The sequence below is a fragment of the Streptomyces sp. NPDC001568 genome (assembly GCF_042893755.1).
In the GTDB taxonomy this organism is placed as follows: domain Bacteria; phylum Actinomycetota; class Actinomycetes; order Streptomycetales; family Streptomycetaceae; genus Streptomyces.
Map to the genome: position 1 here is coordinate 156,501 of NZ_JBIAVF010000021.1, position 18,301 is coordinate 174,801.

Sequence of the window (18,301 nt, forward strand, 5' to 3'; positions counted from 1 at the left end):
GGCACCCCGCATGAGAGGCAGTCAGCCGTGTTCGAGCTCCGTCCCAGCCCCACCACGACGTCCGTCACCCGCACCCACCGACGGCTCGCGGGAGCCGCCGCCGCCGTCGTGGCCGCGCTCGCCCTCACCGCCTGTCAGGACGGCACGGGCCTCAAGGACGAGGGAACCGCGGCGGCCACCCCGACGAGCGCCACGAGCGCCCCCCGGGGCGGCGCGTCCACCCCGCAGGGGACACCGAGCACCCCCGACCGGGTTCCCGCGACGACCGCCGGCGGGGCGAAGAGCAACGGCGGCGGGCAGAGCGGCACCGGCCCCGCCGCATCGAAGGGCCCGGCGGAGCCGTCGACCGCAGGGAAGCGCGTCCTGTGCAACGGCTCCAACACCGCCGTCACCGCCCAGCCGGTGTCGCGGCCCCTCAACCACCTGCTGATCACGGTGAAGAACACCGGCTCGAAGCCGTGCGACCTCACCTACTACCCGGTGCTCCGCTTCGACGAGATGCAGTGGGCGCCGGCCGCCCGCAAGGAGACCCAGCCGCAGGCCGTCGTGTCCCTCGCGCCCGGCGAGTCCGGCTACGCGGCGGCCCTGCTGTCGGCGGCCGACGGCAGCGGCGAGGGCGGGACCACCGGACACCGGCTCACCGTCGCCTTCCAGGGCATGACGCCCCACAGCAGCGGAGGCGCGTCCGCCACGCCCTCGCTGCCGGCCGCCGGCGTCCACTACGACAGCTCGCTGACCGTCGGCTACTGGCAGCAGAACGTCGAGGACGCCCTCGGATCCTGAACGTCTCCGACGCGTCCGGGGGGCGGGTACGTCGTACCCCGCAGGGGTGATCATGGCGCTTCCGGGTAGCCGCAGATCGTGATCACTGTCGGTGTGGAAGAGGAATACCTGCTGGTCGACCCCACTACGGGGCTCCCCGCGCCACGCGTGGAGGACGTACGCCGTACGGCCGGACTCGGGCTCGTCGCGGAACGCGGCGAGGTCCAGGACGAGCTGCTCCAGGCACAGATCGAGGTGGCCACGCCCGTGTGCACCCGGTTGGAGGAAGTGGGGGGCCACCTCCTGCGCCTGCGGCACGCGCTGGCCTCGGCCGCCGAGGCGAACGACTGCCGGATCGCCGCCACGGGCGCCGCACCCCTGCGGGGGGCCGTTCCCGTCCCCGTGACCGCGAACGCCCGGTATCGGCGGATGGAGGGGACGGCCCGGCACCTGGTCGGCGAACAGCTGATCAGCGGGATGCACGTGCACGTGGGGGTGCCCGACCGGGAGACCGGCACGGCGGTGCTGAACCGGATCCGGCCGTGGTTGGCGACGATCCTGGCCATGTCCGGGAACTCACCCCTGTGGAACGGCGAGGACACCGGGTTCGCGAGCTGGCGCACCATCGTGTTCGGCCGGTGGCCGGTCAGTGGGCCACTGCCGCACTTCGACGGCCTCGCCGACTACGAACGCCGCCTCGACGCCCTGCTGGAGTCGGGCGTGATCGAGGACAGGGGGCAGGTGTACTGGCAGGCGAGGCTCTCCGAGCGCTACCCCACCGTCGAGATCCGCTGCGCGGACGTACAGCTCCAGGCCGACGAGGCGGTGATGTTGGCCGGGATCATCCGCGCCCTGGTCGCCACCGCGATCGCCGAGGAGCGGGCCCGCGCCCCGCTCGCCGTCACCGCGCCGGAACTCGTCCAGGCCGGCAACTGGCACGCGGCCCGGTACGGCCTGAGCGGCACCCTGCTCGATCCGGCGGGTCGGCCGCACAGCGGCGGCGACGTGATGTGCGCCCTGCTGCGCCACATCGGGCCGGCCCTGGAGGAGGCGGGCGACCACCGCGAGGTGAGCGCCCTCGTCACCCGGCTCCTGCGCGAGGGCACGCCCGCCGACCGCCAGCGCCGCGCCCTGGCCGAGGGCGGACTGCCCGGGCTCCTCGGCCTGATCACCGGCGGTCAGGCCTGATAGCCGACCCCTCGGCCCGATCACGGACGACTCGACCCCGTTCTCGACCCCTTGGTGGGCCCGCACTCTCATGAGTGCGGGCCCACCAAGGGGAAACCACCGGGACGGTCAGCCGTCGCGCTTCTCGCCGCCGTCGCCGATGTTCCCGTACCCGGGGAAGTCGTGCGGTCCGCGGTGCCGCCCGTGGTCGCCGGCGAAGTCACCGGGGTCCGCCGGGGGCGGGGTGGCGGTGGTGCCGGGGGTGGATTCCGCCGGCGCCGTGCGGCCGGGGCGCATCGTCCGACGCCGCTTGATCCCCCACCAGACGGCGCCGATCAGCACCGCCGCGATGACGATGCCGATCAGGGGGAGCAGCCAGGCGCCGCCCGAGGTCTCCGCGGCCGTGGTGATCGAGGTTGCGAGCGTCGTGTTCATGGGCTGCGCCTACCCGCCGCCGCACGGCCCATGTGCGCGGACCGAGGGTGCCGGGCCTATTCCACCTTGGCCCAGTCGAGAGTGCGTTCCACCGCCTTCTTCCAGCCCTCGTACCCCTGCGCGCGCTGTTCCTCGGACCACTGGGGCGCCCAGCGCCGGGACTCCTGCCAATGGGTGCGCAGTTCGTCCGTGTCCCGCCAGAAGCCGGTGGCCAGCCCCGCGGCGTAGGCGGCGCCCAGCGCGGTCGTCTCGGCGACGACCGGGCGGCTGACCGGTACGCCCAGGACGTCGGCCTGGATCTGCATGCACAGGTCGTTCGCGGTGACGCCGCCGTCGACCTTCAGCACGTCGAGGTGCACACCGGAGTCCTGTTCCATGGCCTCCACCACATCGCGGCTCTGGTAGCAGATGGCTTCCAGGGCGGCCCGGGCCAGGTGGCCGTTGTCGTGGTAGCGGGCGAGTCCGACGATGGCGCCGCGGGCGTCGGAGCGCCAGTACGGTGCGAACAGGCCGGAGAAGGCGGGTACGAAGTAGATGCCGCCGCTGTCCTCGACGGTGCGGGCCAGGCGTTCGCTGTCCGCCGCGTCGTTGATGATCTTCAACTGGTCGCGCAGCCACTGGATCGCGGATCCGGTGACGGCGATGGAACCCTCCAGCGCGTACACGGCGGGCTCGTCACCGAACTGGTAGGCCACGGTGGTGAGCAGCCCGTGCTGCGAGCGGACCAGCTCGGTGCCGGTGTTGAGGACCAGGAAGTTGCCGGTGCCGTAGGTGTTCTTCGCCTCGCCCGGGGCGTAGCAGACCTGCCCGACGGTGGCCGCCTGCTGGTCGCCGAGGACCCCGGTGATGGGGATGGCGGCGCGCAGCGGCCGGGACGTACGGGTCTGTCCGTAGGCCTGCGGGTGGGAGGACGGGTGGATGCTCGGGAGCATCGCCCTCGGCACGTCGAAGAAGCCGAGGAGTTCGTCGTCCCAGTCGAGGGTCTCCAGGTCCATCAGCATGGTGCGGCTGGCGTTGGTCACGTCGGTGGCGTGGATGCCGCCGTCGGGGCCGCCGGTGAGGTTCCACAGCACCCAGCAGTCGGTGTTGCCGAAGAGGGCGTGGCCCTCCTCGGCCGCGGCGCGGACCCCGTCGACGTTCTCCAGGATCCACTGGATCTTGCCGCCCGAGAAGTACGTGGCGGGGGGCAGTCCGGCCTTGCGCCGGATGACGTCCCCCTGACCGGACCGCTCCAGGGCCGCGGCGATCGAGTCGGTACGGGTGTCCTGCCAGACGATGGCGTTGTAGTAGGGACGCCCGGTGCGGGGGTCCCACACCACGGTCGTCTCCCGCTGGTTGGTGACGCCGATCGCCGCCAGGTCGGAAGCCGAGAGGTTCCCGTGCCGCAGGGCGTTCTGCATCACCGAGTTGGTGCGCTCCCAGATCTCGACGGGGTCGTGCTCGACCCAGCCCGAGCGGGGGAGGATCTGGGAGTGCTCCAACTGGTGCTTCGCCACCTCGTTGCCCGCATGGTCGAAGATCATGAAACGGGTGCTGGTGGTCCCCTGGTCCACCGCGCCGACGAAGTCAGCCATGGGAGGGCCTCCTCTCGGGTCGGTCACTCTCTCGGGCCGGTGTCAGCTCTCGTCCGGGGCCGGTACCCGGCCGGGGGGCTCCGGTTCGGCGGTCGGCAGGAACCGGCCGATGAAGACCTTGTACAGGCCCGCGCCCAGCACGCCGCCGATGAGCGGTCCGATGATCGGGACCCAGTAGTAGAAGTGCCCGTACTGATCTCGCCACGCCCCGCCGTAGCCGGTGAGGAAGCTGGCCAGTCGGGGGCCGAAGTCGCGTGCGGGGTTGATGGCGTAGCCGGCGTTGGTGCCCCAGGCCATGCCGATCGCGACCACGATCAGGCCGACGATGAACGGGGCCAGGTTGGCGCCCGGGGGCGTGCCCAACAGGTCCGTGACCGCCAGGATCAGCAGCAGCAGGATCGCCGTGCCGATGATCTGGTCACGCAGCGCGCCCCACTCGGTGACCGGCAGGTTCGTGTTGCCGTTGGCCGGCAGCGTGGAGAAGACGCCCTGGGTCTTGATCGTGTGGCCCGGGTCGAACTTCGCCAGGGCCTCGGTGTAGTTCCACCGGACGATCAGCGCCGCCACGAAGGCGCCGGCCGTCTGGGCCAGCGCGTACGGAGCCACCTTGCTCCAGGGGAAGCCCTTGAAGGTGGCGAGGGCCACGGTGACCGCCGGGTTCAGGTGGGCGCCGCTCAGCCGGGCCGCGACGTAGACGCCGAGGGTGACGGCGAGGCCCCACGCCCAGGCGATGCTGTCGTGGTTCCCGAGCCCGCCCGCGGGGTCCGTCAGACCTCCGCCGGCGACCACCTGGGCCACGACGCCGCAACCGAAGAGGATGAGGATCATGGTGCCGGCGAATTCGGCGGAGAGTTCGCCGACCAGCCCTGATTCCTTGAGTCGCTTGACCATGGGGGTCCCTTTCCCGACGGCCGGGAACCGGTCGTCTTGCGCCCCGCGCTCTGCGCACACAGTTCAATAATCGACGTATTCCCCGCGAACCGGAACATATGCCACCCCTACGTCGGGCCCGCCCCCGGCGGTGCCGGACGGCGGCGGTCGGCGGGCGCGCCACCCTCGCGGATCTCCCCGGCGCGGCGGCACACTTGGTGGGTACGGCGGGGCCCGGCGGCCGGTCGCGACCGACCGCCGACCGCCATCGGCCACCCGGGAGGTACTCCATGAACATGCTGATCAACAGTGCGGAAACGGTGGTCGCCGACGCCCTGCGGGGGATGGCCGCCGCCCACCCCGACCTCGATGTGGACGTGGAGCGCCGGGTGGTCGTACGGCGCGGTGCCCGGGAGGGCGGCCGGGTCGGCCTGGTGTCCGGTGGCGGCTCCGGCCACGAGCCCCTGCACGCCGGGTTCGTGGGCTACGGAATGCTGTCGGCCGCGTGTCCCGGCGAGGTGTTCACCTCACCCGTGCCCGACCAGATGGTGCGGGCGGCGACGGACGTCGACTCGGGGCAGGGCGTGCTCTTCGTCGTCAAGAACTACACCGGCGACGTCCTCAACTTCGACATGGCGGCCGAACTCGCCGAGGAGGACGGGATCCGCGTCGAGCGGGTGCTGGTCGACGACGACGTCGCGGTGACCGACAGCCTGTACACGGCCGGACGGCGCGGCACCGGGGCCACGCTCTTCGTGGAGAAGATCGCCGGCGCGGCCGCCGAGGCGGGTGCCCCGCTGGAGCGGGTCGCCGCGTTGGCCCGCCGGGTCAACGCGTCCTCCCGGAGCTTCGGCGTGGCGCTGGGCGCCTGCAGCACCCCCGCGAAGGGCAGCCCGACCTTCGACCTGCCGGACGGCGAACTCGAACTCGGCGTCGGGATCCACGGTGAACCCGGCCGTGAGCGGCGCCCGATGATGCCCGCGCGGGAGATCGCCGAGGTGGCGGTGGCCGCCGTACTGGAGGACCTGGCGGCCGTCGCCCCCGCCGACGGGCCGGTGCTGGCCCTGGTCAACGGCATGGGCGCGACGCCGCTGCTGGAGCTGTACGGGTTCCACGCCGAGGTGGCGCGGATCCTGGCCGCCCGGGGCGTCCCGGTGGCGCGCACCCTCGTGGGCAACTACGTCACCTCGCTGGACATGGCGGGCTGCTCGGTGACCCTGTGCCGGGCCGATGACGAACTGCTGCGACTGTGGGACGCCCCCGTACAGACGGCCGCCCTGCGCTGGGGCCGCTGACGGAGCCGCGCCCGACGCGACCGGTCCACCGGGGGCGGGCCGGTCGGGTCGTGCGCGGGAGGTGCGCTCAGCGGGCCTCGTGGCCGTACTCGGCGCGACGTGTGTCCTCCAGGTACTCGCGGCACTCGGGGTTGTGGCAGGGGCCGGGGACCCACACGGGTACGAAGACCCCCAGCGTCTTGTGCCGCCTCTTGACGGCGGTGCTCACGGACTGCTTGCAGGCCGGGCACGCAAGCGCGCCTTGAGGCCCGGTCTCATGCTCGGTTTTACTCATTTTTTAACAATAGACCCGTCTGTCCGGGAATGGGAGGTCAAGGGTGCGGTCCGTCCGACGACCGCGAAGGCTCGTCCTCCTTTGCGTCGGGCGGTCGGCGGATGCTGAGGACGACGGAAAAGGCCAGGACGACCACGATGACGGCCAGGCTGACCGGCGAGGGGATCTCCGGAACACTCGGGCTGATCATCTTGTGGGAGGCCTGGAAGATCAGCTTCACGCCGATGAAGGCGAGGATGACGGCCAGGCCCTTGCTCAGGTAGTGGAACCGGTCCAACAGTCCGGCCAGCAGGAAGTACAGGGCCCGCAGGCCGAGGATCGCGAACGCGTTGCTCGTGTAGACGACGAACGCGTCGTCGCTGACCGCGAGGACGGCGGGGACGCTGTCGACGGCGAAGATCAGGTCGGCCGCCTCGATCGCGGCGACCACCGCGAGCAACGGCGTCGCCACGCGCTTGCCGGCCTCCTTCACGAAGAACTTCGTCCCCGCGTACTCGTCCCGGACCGGCACGACCTTGCGCAACAGCCGCACGGCGAAGCTCTTGCCCGGGTCGAAGGTGTCCTGCTCGTCCTTGACGAGCTTGTACGCGCTGTAGAAGAGGACGGCGGCGAAGACGAACAGCACGGCGGTGAAGCGGGTGACGACGGCGACGCCGAGGGACAGGAAGATCCCGCGGAACACGAGGGCCCCGATCACGCCGTAGAACAGCACCCGGTGCTGGTAGGCGCGGGGCACCTTGAAGTAGCCGAAGATCACCGCGAAGACGAACAGGTTGTCGACCGACAGGCTCTTCTCCAGCAGCCACGCGGTCGTGTACTCCGTACCGGCCGTCGAACCGAGGACGAGGAAGACCAGCCCCCCGAAGGCCAGGGCGAGGCTCACCCACAGGCCGCTCCACAGCGCGGCCTCCTTGAAGCCGATCACATGGGCGGTGCGGTGGGCCAACAGGTCGATCGCCAGCGACACCACCACGGTCGCGGCGAACGTCCCCCACAGCCACAACGGGACTTCGAGCACGCCGAACACACCCTTACGGCGACCCGCACGCGACGTACGGGCCCTACCCGGTCGAGCCTCTTACAGGAGTCTGCGGCATTTCACCCTCCGGCGCACCGTGAGATCCGTGGCCGTCGCCCACCTTCCGACGGCCGGACGCGACGCGGAGCCCCCGATCGGTCCGCGGGTCATTCCGCTTTCAGCGCGGCCTCGGGGACGAGATGGCCGGCGATGTCCGCCAGGAAGGACGCGGCGGCGTTCTGCACCGTGCTGCCCAGCCCCTGTGTGGCCACCGTCGCGATCGCGATCTTCTTCGAGGGCAGGTACGCGACGGCTCCCGCGTACCCGGCGAAGGACGGATTCTGGACGATCCAGCCGTTCTGCAGGGCCAGACCGAGGGAGAAGGACGTGTTCGGATCGATCCGCGAGACCGGCGCGAGCTGCTCGCGGTGGGACTCGGGGGACAGCAGTTCACCCTCGCCGATCGCCGTGAACGACTTCGCCATGTCGCCCAGGGTGCCCGTCATGACCGCGCCCGGTGCCAGCGTCCACGAGGGGTTCCAGTACGTGGCGTCCTCGAACACGCCGCGCTCGTTGTCGAATCCGTGCAGGACGGGCGCGGGTATCTCCGCCGTGGTCGGGATGTCGGTCGCGGTCAGACCCATCGGCTTCAGGACGTCCGCCTCCATCACCTCGGCCAGTGGGCGGCCCTTGAGCCGGGAGATGACATCGCCGAGCAGCACCCAGTTGGCGTGGGAGTAGGCGAAGCCCGAACCCGGCTCGCGCACCAGGGGTTTGGACACCGAGATCTTCACGAGTTCGGACGCCGTCCAGTTCCGGAAGGGATCCTTGTACAGGTCCGCGATGAACTTCGGGTCCCGGACGTAGTCCGCGTAGCCGGAGGTGGTCGAGGCCAGCATGCCCAGGGTGATCTCGTCTGCGTGCGGCACGTCGGGGCGCCAGCGGGAGAGCTTGTCGTCGAGGGAGACCTTGCCCCGGTCGACGAGTTGGAGCAGCGCGGTCGTCAGGTAGGGGATCGAGACGGCGCCGATCCGAAAACGCATGTCGGTGGTGGCGGGCACGCCCGTCATCGCCTCACCGGCGGCGGCCTCCGTGACGCGCTCGCCGTCGATCCACACCTCGGCCATGGCCGCGGTCAGCTTGTACCGGGCGAGCGCGTCGCGCACCCGCTCGCGCACGAACGCCGCCGCATCGGCGGGAACGCACGTACCGCGCACGGAGGACTGGCCGGCCGGGCACGCCGCGGCGGGGGCCGCCGCGGCCCGGGCGACGGCCGGCGCGACGGCCGGTGAGGCGCCGAGGAGCAGGGGCAGGCAGGCGAGCGTGAGGGACTTGGAACGGCGCACGACGATGCCTCCAGGCAGGTCGGGGCGGGCGGGGGGCGGAGGCCGGTCACTCCTGGGGCGGCTGCTTCTTCCAGTGGCCGGCGAGGTGCTGGCCCCAGCTGTGCAGGGCCTGTTGGTACTCCCCGTCGCAGCGGCCCGCGCGCCGCTCCGGCAGCCATTCCTCGGACACGATCCAGGCGTACTTGACCTGGTCGGAGCCGTACAGCATGCACAGCTGGTTGTAGTAGCGCTGGCCGCTCAGGGCGTGCTCGTCCGAGTAGTCGGGGGTGGCCCCGGCCTCCTCCCGGGCCGCCAGCTTCTTCGCCCACAGGGTGCTGCGCGTGGTGTCGCCGCTCGGGTCGACCGCGAGGAGCAGCAGGACGGCGAGTTCGTCGGCCGCGTCCTCCTCGTTGCCGGTGGTCGGCAGGTCGTACACGTCGATCACGGCATGCCCGAGTTCGTGGAAGTAGGTGCCCAGCATCGCCCCCTCGACGTCGGCCAGTACCGGGTCGTGGGTGGAGCCGGGGGCGGTGGCGTCCTTCTCCGCGTTGGCCTCGGTGAAGATCCGCTCCCGTTCGGCCGCGTACTCGTAGCACAGGACGATCCGACGTTGCTGGTAGGAGGCGTTGGCGTGGCCGCACTGCGCGGCACGGACGGTGATGTCCTGCGGGATGGCCAGCAGGGCGTTGGACAGCTCCGTGTACTCCTCCAGGTACCGGCCGCCCCGCATGATTTCCCGGCCGCGCGCCGCGGCGCCCTCGTCCGGCTGCTCGATCGGCGCGTACGCGCCGAGAAACGCTCCTTCGGCGGCGGCCGACGGCTCGGGGCTGACGGCGCGCACGGCACGGGCGGCGCGCGCCGCGCCCTCGGGGACGTCGGAGGAGCCGGCAGGCGGCGCCGCGACGCACAGGGTCCACGCCGCGGCCACCGTCACGGCGGCGAGGGAACTGCTCCAGCGGTTCACAGCAGACCTCCGATCTGTCCGGCATTCCACGGGCCACGATCCGGCAGGGCTGCCGGACGGGCGATTCTGATGGACCGGACGGGTGATGGGGGATCTGAGCGGTTGCGCGGAGCTGCGTAATGGTGTCGACGCCACGAAACATCCGAGGGATCATGGCGCTGCGCGTCGAGTGCAGGACGTGAAGACCTGGCGGGACGTCGAGAAGGGGAGGGTGCGGTCGGTGGCGACACGCAGGGTGAAGTTCGGCTTGTACGCGGACGCCGAGGGGTTGGCCCGGGTCGGGGAGATCATCGACCGGCACGTCGCCTCCCGCGCGGCCCGCATCACGGACAAGGCCGTCGTACGCACGTCCCCCGCCGGTGAGCCGTCGATGGCCGAGGCGTACTCGTTCCTCGTCGATCAGTGGGCCATCGAGCATCCCGGCGCCGACCCCGGTGAGCGGCGGGCCGTCGAACTGCACGTCCGACTGGTCTGCTCGCTGCGCACCTACCGGGCGGTCCGCAAGGCGGTGATCAGGGGGCTGTGCCCGGAAGGCGCCGGCCCCCACACCTGCCACGTGCCCTGGTCGGCGTGGTGACGGACGACTGACGGCCCGACCGGCGGGCGACCGCCGGCCGGACCGCGAAGCCCCTCGGCCCCACCCGGTCCCCTCGGCCCCGCTCAGTCCACGAGCACGCCGGGGTTCAGGATGCCGCGCGGGTCCAGCGCCCCCTTCGCGGCCCGCAGCGCGAGGGCGAAGGGCTCGGGGCGCTGGAGGTCGTAGCCGGGGCGGTGGTCACGGCCGACGGCGTGGTGGTGGGTGATGGTCGCGCGGTAGCGGTGCAGGACCTCCCCCGCCACGGCCTTGAGGTCGTCCCAGAGGGCCACCTCGTCACCGGCGCGGCCGGCGGCGAGGACGGTGAAGTAGGGCGCCGCGCCGTCCGGGTACACGTGCGTCAGGCGGCAGTTGACGGTCGCGGGGTGACCGGTGGCCCGGAGCGCAGCCGCGCCGACCTCGGTGCGCACGGCGTCGATCAGGCCCGGTATCCGGTCCCAGGTCGCCGCGGTCTCGAACGTTTCCGCGACGGCTCCCATCCGGGCCAGGCCGTCGCGCAGGTAGGGCATCCGCAAGAACGCGGACCGCCAGGCGCGCACGGCGGCGTCGCCGCCCGGGGTCGCCGCCGGCGACCCGCCGCCGGCTCCGCCGCGCCGGCCACCGTAGGAGAGGGCGAGACGCACGGCCCGTTCGAGCCGCCTGGCCACCGGTTCGTCCGCCGACTCGAAGCCCAGCACCAGCACGGCGCGGTCACCCTGAGCCGCCCCTGCCAGCGCCGCCTCACCGGCGTCGAGCAACCGGCAGTTGGCGGGGGAGAGGTCGCACTGGGCGAGGGCGCGCACCGCCCGCAGCGCGTCCTGGAAGTCGGTGAAGGTCACGGAGGCGGACGCCTTGTGGCGGGGCCGCTCCTGGAGGCGCACCCAGGCCTCGGTGATGACGCCGAGCGCCCCCTCGGAGCCCAGGAACAGACGGTCGGGGGAGGGGCCCGCACCCGAGGCGGGCAGCCGCCAGGAGCCGCTGGTGCCGGCCGGCGTGACGACGCGCAGCGACTGCACGAAGTCGTCGATGTGGGTGTGCCCGGTGGCGTAGTGCCCGCCCGCCCGGGTGGCGAGCCAGCCGCCGAGGGTGGAGAACTCGAAGCTCTGCGGGAAGTGCCGCAGGGTCAGCAGGTGGGGCCGCAACTGGTCCTCCAGGCTCGGGCCCAGCGCGCCGGCCTGGATGCGGGCCGCCCGACCCTCGGTGTCGACCTCCAGGACCCGGCCCATGGCCGTCAGGTCCAAGGACAGCACCGCGCGGTGGGCGTCGCCGCGGTATTCGACGCCCCCGCTGACGGAGGAACCCCCGCCGTACGGGACGACGGCGACCTGCCGGTCACCGGCCCAGTCCAGCAGGTCGGCCACCTCCTGCTCGTCCGTCGGGCGGGCGACGAGGTCCGGGATGCGGCCGGGCCGGCCGCGCAGGGCCCGTACGACGTCGCGGTACGCCTTGCCCATGGCGTGCGCCGCGCGGTCCGCCGGGTCGTCGCGGACCAGATGGGCGAGGCTCGACGGCGCCGCGACGGCGGGAGCGGCGATGTCCAGGTCGCGTACGCGGGGCACGGGGAGCGGCCGGGCGAGGGTGCCGGGGAGCAGGGCGCCCATCGCCACGCACTCCGCGTCGTCGGGGTGGGCGTCCGCCCAGCCCCAGCCCCACCAGGAGCGGGTACGGGACGTCGGCTGAACGGTGGTGCCGGCCATGGATGCGCTCCGGAGGTGGCAGGAATTTACCTAGGGGTAAATTACTTACTGATAATATCCGTTCATGGCAACCCCTCCATCGAAAGCCGGCACCAAGGGAGTCCCGCGGCAGCACCGCCGGCAGCAGATGCTCGAAGCCGCCACGGAGGAGTTCGGAACCCGCGGCTACGCGGCCGCCTCGCTCCCCGCCATCGCCGCCCGGGTGGGCGTCACGAAGACGCTGCTGCACCAGTACTTCGGCACCAAGGAGGACCTCTACGTCGCCTGCCTGGTCCCCGTCGGCGACCGCGTCCTCGCCACCATCCGTGCGGCCATGGGCCCCGACGGGACCTCGCCGAGCACCCCCCTGCGCGTGCTCCGCGCCCTGTTCACGGCCCTGGAGGGGCAGCGGGAGGCGTGGTTCGTGCTCTACGACACCACCCTGCCGCCCGACGGCGAGGCCGTGCGGCGGGCCTCGCGGTACTGGGCGGCCATCGACCGGCTCGCCGCGGGCGGCACCGCCGAACTGCTGCGCGCGACCGGATCCACCGACCCGCTGGACGCCGACGCCCTCAAGTACGTCTGGCGGGACTTGGTCGCCACCCTCGTGCGCTGGTGGGTCAAGCATCCGGAGCAGACCCCCGAGGCCATGACGCGGCGCTGCGCCCGACTCTTCGCGGCCGCCGCGGGACTCGCGACCGCCGATGTCGATGCCGATGCCGATGCCGATGTCGATGTCGCCGACGCCGGCGGCTCCGAGGCCTTTTAGGTCCCGGACGTCACCGGGGCCCCGGCGGCCCCGGGACCCGAGGGCTCGGTCTACGCGCCCTCGGCGCCCTTCGCGGCCTTGAGCTTGCGCCACACGGTGCCCAGCGCCTCCAGGTCCTGTGCGTCGAGGAGTTCCGTGAAGGCCGGTGCGAGGGCTTCGCGGCGGGTGGCGTCGGCCTCGGCGAACACGGTGCGCCCCGCCTCCGTGAGGGACACCTCCACCGACCGGGCGTCGCGGGTCGAGGGCGTGCGCGTCACCAGGCCCCGCGCCTGCAAGGCGTCCACGACCCGCGACACCTGGCTGCGGCTGAGCAGGGTGCTGTTGCCCAGGACGGACGCGGGCACGGGCTCGGGGCTGGAGGCCAGCCACAGCATGACCTCGAACCAGGACACGGGAAGGTCGTGGGCCTTGATGAGGGCCCGGTCGACGCGGTCGGTCATCACGGTGCCGGCCCAGACCAGTCCGTAGAAGGCGTGGTCGGCCGCCGACATCTCGGCTTCGGTGAGCTTCTTCGGCATGTCGGCAGTCTAGAGGTTGCGTGCGCACGCACATAACTTTATGGTGTGTGTGCACGCACATAAATCACGTTCCGTGAAAGGTGACCGTCATGTCGTCCTTCCCCACCACCCCCGAAGCCACTCCCGGAGCCGCTTCCGCAACCCCGGACGCCACCCGTCGCACCGTCCTGATCACGGGAACGTCCTCCGGTATCGGCCTGGCCGCCGCCATCGCGGCCGCCCGGGCCGGCTGGCGTACGATCGCCACGCTGCGTGACATCGGTCGGGCCGGCGCCCTGCGCGAGGCCGCCGCCGAAGCCGGCGTGGACATCGACATCCGACAGCTCGACGTCATCGACGAGCGGTCCGTCGCCGCCGCGGTCGACGGAGTGATCGCCGACCACGGCCGGCTGGACGCCGTCGTGAACAACGCGGGCGCCGGACACGTCGGGACCCTCGAACTCGAAACCGTCGCCGACGTCCGCGAGGTCATGGAGGTCAATTTCTTCGGCGTACTGAACGTCTCCAAGGCCGCCCTGCCGCACCTGCGGGCCACCGGGGGTCGACTGATCACGGTCACCAGCGTCGGCGGCGTCGTCGGCCAGCCCTTCAACGAGGCCTACTGCGCCGCGAAGTTCGCCGTCGAGGGGTACATGGAGAGCCTGGCGCCCGTCGCGGGCGCCGTCGGCGTGAGCGTGTCCGTCGTCGAACCCGGCGCCGTGGCCACCGAGTTCGTCAACAACATCGGACTCGACGTCGAGGGCCGGATCGCGGCCGCCGGCCCGTACGCCGACGCGATGCGCCGCTACGTCGACCGTACGGTCGGCCAGTTCCTCGACGGCGCCCAGACCCCGGCCGGCGCGGCCGAGGCGGTCATGGAGGCCCTGACCGAGGAGCGTCCCGCGTTCCGCATCCAGACCTCTCGGTGGGCCCGGGACTTCACGGGTACGAAGCTGGCCGACGGGGACGGCTCCGCCGTCCTCGGCATGACCACCGGCTGGGTCTCCTGACCGGCCGTCCCGCGAGCGGCCCGGCGGAGTCGGGCCGGGCCGGACCCGGGCGGATCGGCCCCCGGCGGCCGAACTGTGCTCCGCGCGGAACCGGGGCATGATGGCCGGGGGCGGACCGGCTCCGAGCGGCTGCCGCCGGAGCCGCGCGTGGTGACACGCCCGAGCCGGGAGGTGCCTCGTGGGCATGGACGAATCGCAACGGGCCTGGATGGCCGTGGGCGGCGTCATCGCCGTCATCCTGTTGAACCTCGTGGCCATCATCCTGATGAACGTCCTGTGACGGGCGCCTCGGTCGTCTCCCGCCGTGCCGGGGAGTGCCCATGGGTGTCGGCTCCGCTCCGGCGGCTCACCGTGCATGCCCGGGCGGCCCGGAGCGGGCCTCGTTGAAGCCGTCGGCGCCGTCCAGGGGGATGAGCGCGGTCCGGCTCCCGACGCCGCCGCCCGGCGCGGCGGCCATGTCCTCGATCGGGGGCCGTGGCGGCCGGCGGGGCCCGGGCCCGGGGCCGCACGACACCCCGCCCAACTCGGAACTTAGGGTAGCCTTACTTGCGGGGGTGGCTCGGTGTCGAGAGCCCGGCCCGCCCGTGACCAGGGGGCGGCTGCGGTCCCCGGAGACCCGGAACGGCCGGGCGCTTCAGTGCTGGAGGTAGGCCCGTGGCCACAACCGCTCTGCTCGGGGATCCCGTCGCGGGCCGGACGCCCGCGACCGTGGTGGACGACGATTTCATCGCGGCGGGCGGCCACCCCCTGCACGTGCACGAGTTCCACCAGTTCCTCTACGTTCCCCTGGGCCGGATCGAGGTGACCATCGACCGGCAGGAGCACCAACTCGACCCGTCGGTCGCCCTGTGGATCCCCGCCGGGGTGTGGCACAGCGCCCGCTTCGAACCGGATTCCCTCATCGTCGTCGAGGCCTTCGACCCCGCGGAGCACCACCTGCCCTACCCCGGGCCCGCCGTCATCAACGTCACCGGGGCCCAACGGACCCTGCTGCTCGCCCGGATGCGCAGCTCCGACCCCGTCGCGAACGATCCGGCCGTCTTCGCGGCACTGAGCGGGGGACACCCGGACGCCCTGCCCCTGCCCCAACCCGTCAGCCGGGCCGCCCTCTCCGTCGCCCGGGAGCTGGCCCGCCGGCCCAACGACCCGCGCACCGCCACCGAATGGGCCCGGGACTGCTACACCAGCTCGACCAGCCTGCGCCGCTCCTTCCGGGACGAGACCGGACTGGCCTTCTCCGAGTGGCGCACCCGGCTGCGGCTGAACCATTCGCTGGAACTGCTGGCCCAGGGACTCCTGGTGGGCACGGTGGCCGCCCGGGTGGGCTTCACCAGTGTCAACGGCTACATAGCCGCCTTCCGTCGCTACTTCGGCGAGACGCCGGGCTCGTACACCCGTCAGTCCTCCTGAACCCGTGGGCAATGGCGCGGTCCGTCCGACCCCCGTACGGCAGGACCGTCGCCATCCACCTCACCGGATCCGCCGGTGCCGCCCTTCGCGCGGGCCGGCGCCGTGATCCGAACGACCACCACGCTAGGACCGCGAACGAGCTCCGGTCGAGGGCGGCTCGCGCCGGCCGGGGGACCGCGCGCGCCACGGGGGACCGATCGCGCCACGAAGGGGACACCGGGCGCCGACCTCCGGCGTGAACTGGCCGAATCCCGCTGGTCTATGCTCAGCCCTCGTGGTCTCACACGCACACCAGGGGACGACCTCGTCCGCCCTCACCCGACTGAACGTCAAAGCCGCACAACTGGTCGGCGTACCCCGGCACACCTATGCGCACCTGCTGGGACTGGCCCGTGAGCACCTCGACGACGACGCGTGCCGGACGCCCGCCGCCTCGATCATCCGCGTCCTGGAACTGACGACGGGGCAGGCTCCCTGGACCGAGACGTCCCTGCTGATGGCACGGGAGTCGGCCATCGGCACCCTCGGGGTCTGGGACTACCTGATCACCTCCGCGGCCACCCCGCTCGAAGGAATCCGGGACGCGGCGACCTACTTGTCCACCGTCCTCGACACCCGCACCGACAACCTGCGGATCACCGAGGACGGCGACCGGATCACCCTCAGCCACATCAACGAGTCCGACCTGTCCCACCCGGCCGCCTGCGCGGTCCGCTCGTACGCACTGGGCGTGTACCAGCGCCGGCTCGGCGAAGCCGCCCGCCGCGACCTCGTCCCCGTCCACGTCGCGCTGGCCGCCGAGACACCCCGCCGGCACGACGCCCTGACCCGGATGTACGGCACCCGCGCCATCGAGTTCGAGGCCCCGGTCAGCTCGATCACCTTCCTCGCCTCCGACCTCAAGGCCCCGAACCCGCACGCCCAGCCCGGCCTTTCGGCCGTCCTGCGCGACCACGCCGACCGGACCCTCGCCTCGGCGATACCCCTGCGCGACTGGCTGGACCTCTTCCGCGCCGCCCTGGTCTCCGCACACGACGAGGGCGCGCCGACGCTGACCGACGTCGCACGACGCCTGGCCCTCAGCACCCGAACCCTGCAACGCCGCCTCGACGAACACGGCACCACCTGGAGCGCCGAGGTCGAAGCCGTACGACGGGACCACATCACCCACCTGCTCCACGACACCGACCTCACCTTCGACGCGGTCGCCACCCGGAGCGGCTACGCCGACGCCCGCGCCCTGCGCCGTGCGGTCCACCGCTGGTACGGCACCACCCCCGCCACCCTGCGCCGCGCCGGCCGACTCCGCAGCGGCTAGTCCAGCCCTCACTCGTTCGCCGCGTCCGCCGCGGGGCGGGCGGCGGCGGGCGGCCGGCGGACGGCCAGGAGGATCAGCAACCCGAAGGCCACGAGGGCCGTCACCGCGCGCATGTCGTTGAACAGTTCCCAGCGCCCCAGGACCTCGGCGTGATCGGCCGGGGCCGAGGTGAGCGCCCATTCCTTGATCCGGCCGTTGATCGGTACGTTGCCGAGCCGGGTGATCAGGAAGGACGCGACGACCAACAGGCCCGCCGCACCCGCGAGCAGCCGGGCACGACCGCGGGTCAGGGCGGCGAGGCCGAAGGAGCTCAGTGCCGAGACGGCCATCGCCGCCTGCATGGTGATGCCGTTCATCCTCATCAACTCGGCGTGGAACGACAGCCGCATGTCGAGCGGTACGGCACGGAACGTGGGCACGAGGTTGACCGCCCCGTACCCGAACGCACCGGCGAGGAGGCCGGTGGCCAGCAGGGCCAGGGCGTGGACGGGTCTGATGCGCATGTCGGGCGTCTCCGGTGCGGTGCTCGCGGAGCGGAGCTGTTCCGCTCTCGGGTGGTCCGACGAAGTACCACCCCGGAGTGTGAGGTCGGCGGGCCGCCGCGCGGGCGCAACCGCGCAATCGCGCCACGGCGACACGGCGAAGACCTCCGCCGCGGTGGGAGCTGCCCGGGCACCCACCGCGGCGGAGGTCTTCGTGTGTCACCGGAACGCCCGGCCGAACGTCACCAGGCCGCGGCGACCCCGTCGGCCGTGGTCACGTACGCGCAGCGGCCCGCCGCCCACTCCAGCGCCATCCGGTGCTCCCCGGCCGAAAAGTCCGCGACCGCGTCGGCCACCACGAACGCCTGCACGTCCTGCATCCAGGCGTCGCACGCCGTCATCATGACGCCGATGTGCGCGTACACCCCGGTGATCACCAGCTGGTCCCGGCCGAGGGCGCGCATCCGCTCCAGCAGGTCGGTCCGGACGAACGCGCTGTACTTCCACTTCGTCAGCACGGTGTCCCCGGGCCCGGGGGCCACGGCCGCGACGATGGTCTCCGCCTCGGGGTCGGCCGGCAGCCCGGGACCCCAGAAGTCCTGCTGGAGGCCCCGTTCCCGCGGACTCTGGCCGCCCGGCTGGGCGGTCCAGAACACCGGGACGCCCGCCCGGGCCGCCTCCTCGCGCAGCCGGGACACCTGCCGGAGCAGCCCGGTGACGGGCTCCTGGGCGGTGTCGTAGGCGGACAGGAAATAGTTCTGAAGGTCGTGGACCAGCAGGACCGAACGCCGCGGGTCCGGCTTCCAGTCCACCCGGTTCGCGGGCAGCTCGGCGGCGGTGGGCATCGGGTAGGGGGCGATGGAGGGCAGGGCCATGGGAGT

The 18,301-nt window shown here is 72.4% G+C and carries 19 protein-coding genes; 8 read left to right on the plus strand and 11 right to left on the minus strand.

Features of this window, described 5'->3' with window-relative positions; translation table 11 throughout:
* Nucleotides 1-27 precede the first annotated feature (27 nt).
* Nucleotides 28-783, plus strand: a complete 756-nt coding sequence (locus tag ACFY0I_RS32725; RefSeq protein WP_388902515.1) for a DUF4232 domain-containing protein — start codon at nucleotides 28-30, stop codon at nucleotides 781-783.
* A gap of 78 nt (nucleotides 784-861) precedes the next feature.
* Nucleotides 862-1,950 (plus strand): glutamate--cysteine ligase, encoded by a 1,089-nt coding sequence (locus tag ACFY0I_RS32730; RefSeq protein WP_388902517.1) that lies wholly within the window; start codon nucleotides 862-864, stop codon nucleotides 1,948-1,950.
* Nucleotides 1,951-2,058: 108 nt separating this feature from the next.
* Here ACFY0I_RS32730 and ACFY0I_RS32735 read toward each other — a convergent pair whose 3' ends face one another.
* From ACFY0I_RS32735 to ACFY0I_RS32745, 3 genes are read right to left on the minus strand one after another with little or no spacing between them, the layout of a single operon-like run.
* Nucleotides 2,059-2,364 (minus strand): DUF6479 family protein, encoded by a 306-nt coding sequence (locus ACFY0I_RS32735; protein ID WP_388902518.1) that lies wholly within the window; start codon nucleotides 2,362-2,364, stop codon nucleotides 2,059-2,061.
* 56 nt (nucleotides 2,365-2,420) lie between these two features.
* Entirely contained in the window at nucleotides 2,421-3,938 is a 1,518-nt protein-coding gene (gene glpK, locus ACFY0I_RS32740) for a glycerol kinase GlpK (protein ID WP_388902520.1), read from the minus strand.
* Between the two features lie 42 nt (nucleotides 3,939-3,980).
* Nucleotides 3,981-4,829 (minus strand): MIP/aquaporin family protein, encoded by an 849-nt coding sequence (locus ACFY0I_RS32745; RefSeq protein ID WP_388902522.1) that lies wholly within the window; start codon nucleotides 4,827-4,829, stop codon nucleotides 3,981-3,983.
* A gap of 269 nt (nucleotides 4,830-5,098) precedes the next feature.
* Here ACFY0I_RS32745 and dhaK point away from each other — a divergent pair, with 269 nt between their 5' ends.
* Nucleotides 5,099-6,103, plus strand: coding sequence for a dihydroxyacetone kinase subunit DhaK (gene dhaK / locus ACFY0I_RS32750; RefSeq protein WP_388902524.1), 1,005 nt, complete (start codon nucleotides 5,099-5,101; stop codon nucleotides 6,101-6,103).
* A 67-nt stretch (nucleotides 6,104-6,170) separates the two neighbouring features.
* Here the strand turns inward: dhaK and ACFY0I_RS32755 are convergent, their stop codons facing one another.
* The 4 genes from ACFY0I_RS32755 to ACFY0I_RS32770 all read right to left on the minus strand — a co-directional run bounded on the left by ACFY0I_RS32755 (nucleotide 6,171) and on the right by ACFY0I_RS32770 (nucleotide 9,684).
* Nucleotides 6,171-6,311, minus strand: coding sequence for a hypothetical protein (locus tag ACFY0I_RS32755; RefSeq protein ID WP_388902526.1), 141 nt, complete (start codon nucleotides 6,309-6,311; stop codon nucleotides 6,171-6,173).
* A 103-nt stretch (nucleotides 6,312-6,414) separates the two neighbouring features.
* Complete coding sequence (locus ACFY0I_RS32760; protein WP_388902528.1) at nucleotides 6,415-7,395, minus strand: TerC family protein; 981 nt, start codon at nucleotides 7,393-7,395, stop codon at nucleotides 6,415-6,417.
* 167 nt (nucleotides 7,396-7,562) lie between these two features.
* The gene (locus ACFY0I_RS32765) at nucleotides 7,563-8,741 is read right to left on the minus strand and encodes a serine hydrolase domain-containing protein (RefSeq protein ID WP_388902530.1); all 1,179 of its coding nucleotides are present in this window, start codon (nucleotides 8,739-8,741) and stop codon (nucleotides 7,563-7,565) included.
* Between the two features lie 46 nt (nucleotides 8,742-8,787).
* Nucleotides 8,788-9,684 carry a DUF4344 domain-containing metallopeptidase gene (locus ACFY0I_RS32770; RefSeq protein ID WP_388902532.1) on the minus strand — a complete coding sequence of 299 codons (897 nt, stop codon included), beginning with the start codon at nucleotides 9,682-9,684 and terminating at the stop codon, nucleotides 8,788-8,790.
* Nucleotides 9,685-9,904: 220 nt separating this feature from the next.
* On the opposite strand from ACFY0I_RS32770, the gene ACFY0I_RS32775 reads away from it, so the two are divergent.
* On the plus strand, nucleotides 9,905-10,261 hold the full coding sequence (locus ACFY0I_RS32775) for a hypothetical protein (protein ID WP_388902533.1): 357 nt from the start codon (nucleotides 9,905-9,907) through the stop codon (nucleotides 10,259-10,261).
* Between the two features lie 83 nt (nucleotides 10,262-10,344).
* Here the strand turns inward: ACFY0I_RS32775 and ACFY0I_RS32780 are convergent, their stop codons facing one another.
* Nucleotides 10,345-11,955, minus strand: coding sequence for an FAD-binding oxidoreductase (locus tag ACFY0I_RS32780; RefSeq protein WP_388902535.1), 1,611 nt, complete (start codon nucleotides 11,953-11,955; stop codon nucleotides 10,345-10,347).
* A gap of 64 nt (nucleotides 11,956-12,019) precedes the next feature.
* On the opposite strand from ACFY0I_RS32780, the gene ACFY0I_RS32785 reads away from it, so the two are divergent.
* Nucleotides 12,020-12,703: a TetR/AcrR family transcriptional regulator gene (locus ACFY0I_RS32785; protein ID WP_388902537.1), complete on the plus strand. Its 684-nt coding sequence runs from the start codon at nucleotides 12,020-12,022 to the stop codon at nucleotides 12,701-12,703.
* 50 nt (nucleotides 12,704-12,753) lie between these two features.
* Here ACFY0I_RS32785 and ACFY0I_RS32790 read toward each other — a convergent pair whose 3' ends face one another.
* On the minus strand, nucleotides 12,754-13,221 hold the full coding sequence (locus ACFY0I_RS32790; protein ID WP_388902539.1) for a MarR family winged helix-turn-helix transcriptional regulator: 468 nt from the start codon (nucleotides 13,219-13,221) through the stop codon (nucleotides 12,754-12,756).
* 89 nt (nucleotides 13,222-13,310) lie between these two features.
* On the opposite strand from ACFY0I_RS32790, the gene ACFY0I_RS32795 reads away from it, so the two are divergent.
* From ACFY0I_RS32795 to ACFY0I_RS32805, 3 genes are all read left to right on the plus strand, one after another.
* Nucleotides 13,311-14,210, plus strand: a complete 900-nt coding sequence (locus ACFY0I_RS32795) for an SDR family NAD(P)-dependent oxidoreductase (RefSeq protein ID WP_388902540.1) — start codon at nucleotides 13,311-13,313, stop codon at nucleotides 14,208-14,210.
* 654 nt (nucleotides 14,211-14,864) lie between these two features.
* Complete coding sequence (locus tag ACFY0I_RS32800) at nucleotides 14,865-15,620, plus strand: helix-turn-helix domain-containing protein (RefSeq protein ID WP_388902542.1); 756 nt, start codon at nucleotides 14,865-14,867, stop codon at nucleotides 15,618-15,620.
* Between the two features lie 274 nt (nucleotides 15,621-15,894).
* Nucleotides 15,895-16,938, plus strand: coding sequence for an AraC family transcriptional regulator ligand-binding domain-containing protein (locus ACFY0I_RS32805; protein ID WP_388902544.1), 1,044 nt, complete (start codon nucleotides 15,895-15,897; stop codon nucleotides 16,936-16,938).
* 8 nt (nucleotides 16,939-16,946) lie between these two features.
* On the opposite strand, the gene ACFY0I_RS32810 is transcribed toward ACFY0I_RS32805, so the two are convergent.
* A complete protein-coding gene (locus ACFY0I_RS32810) occupies nucleotides 16,947-17,441 on the minus strand; it encodes an anthrone oxygenase family protein (protein WP_388902545.1) in 495 nt (164 codons plus the stop codon).
* Nucleotides 17,442-17,662: 221 nt separating this feature from the next.
* On the minus strand, nucleotides 17,663-18,295 hold the full coding sequence (locus ACFY0I_RS32815; RefSeq protein WP_388902547.1) for an isochorismatase family protein: 633 nt from the start codon (nucleotides 18,293-18,295) through the stop codon (nucleotides 17,663-17,665).
* Nucleotides 18,296-18,301: the final 6 nt, after the last annotated feature.

Excerpts from the sequence above, each read along its gene's own strand:
- ACFY0I_RS32790 (WP_388902539.1), bottom strand. The coding sequence starts at position 13,221 with ATGCCGAAGAAGCTCACCGAAGCCGAGATGTCGGCGGCCGACCACGCC.
- ACFY0I_RS32745 (WP_388902522.1), bottom strand. The coding sequence starts at position 4,829 with ATGGTCAAGCGACTCAAGGAATCAGGGCTGGTCGGCGAACTCTCCGCC.
- ACFY0I_RS32780 (WP_388902535.1), bottom strand. The coding sequence starts at position 11,955 with ATGGCCGGCACCACCGTTCAGCCGACGTCCCGTACCCGCTCCTGGTGG.
- ACFY0I_RS32735 (WP_388902518.1), bottom strand. The coding sequence starts at position 2,364 with ATGAACACGACGCTCGCAACCTCGATCACCACGGCCGCGGAGACCTCG.
- ACFY0I_RS32815 (WP_388902547.1), bottom strand. The coding sequence starts at position 18,295 with ATGGCCCTGCCCTCCATCGCCCCCTACCCGATGCCCACCGCCGCCGAG.
- ACFY0I_RS32785 (WP_388902537.1), top strand. The coding sequence starts at position 12,020 with ATGGCAACCCCTCCATCGAAAGCCGGCACCAAGGGAGTCCCGCGGCAG.
- dhaK (WP_388902524.1), top strand. The coding sequence starts at position 5,099 with ATGAACATGCTGATCAACAGTGCGGAAACGGTGGTCGCCGACGCCCTG.
- glpK (WP_388902520.1), bottom strand. The coding sequence starts at position 3,938 with ATGGCTGACTTCGTCGGCGCGGTGGACCAGGGGACCACCAGCACCCGT.
- ACFY0I_RS32795 (WP_388902540.1), top strand. The coding sequence starts at position 13,311 with ATGTCGTCCTTCCCCACCACCCCCGAAGCCACTCCCGGAGCCGCTTCC.
- ACFY0I_RS32810 (WP_388902545.1), bottom strand. The coding sequence starts at position 17,441 with ATGCGCATCAGACCCGTCCACGCCCTGGCCCTGCTGGCCACCGGCCTC.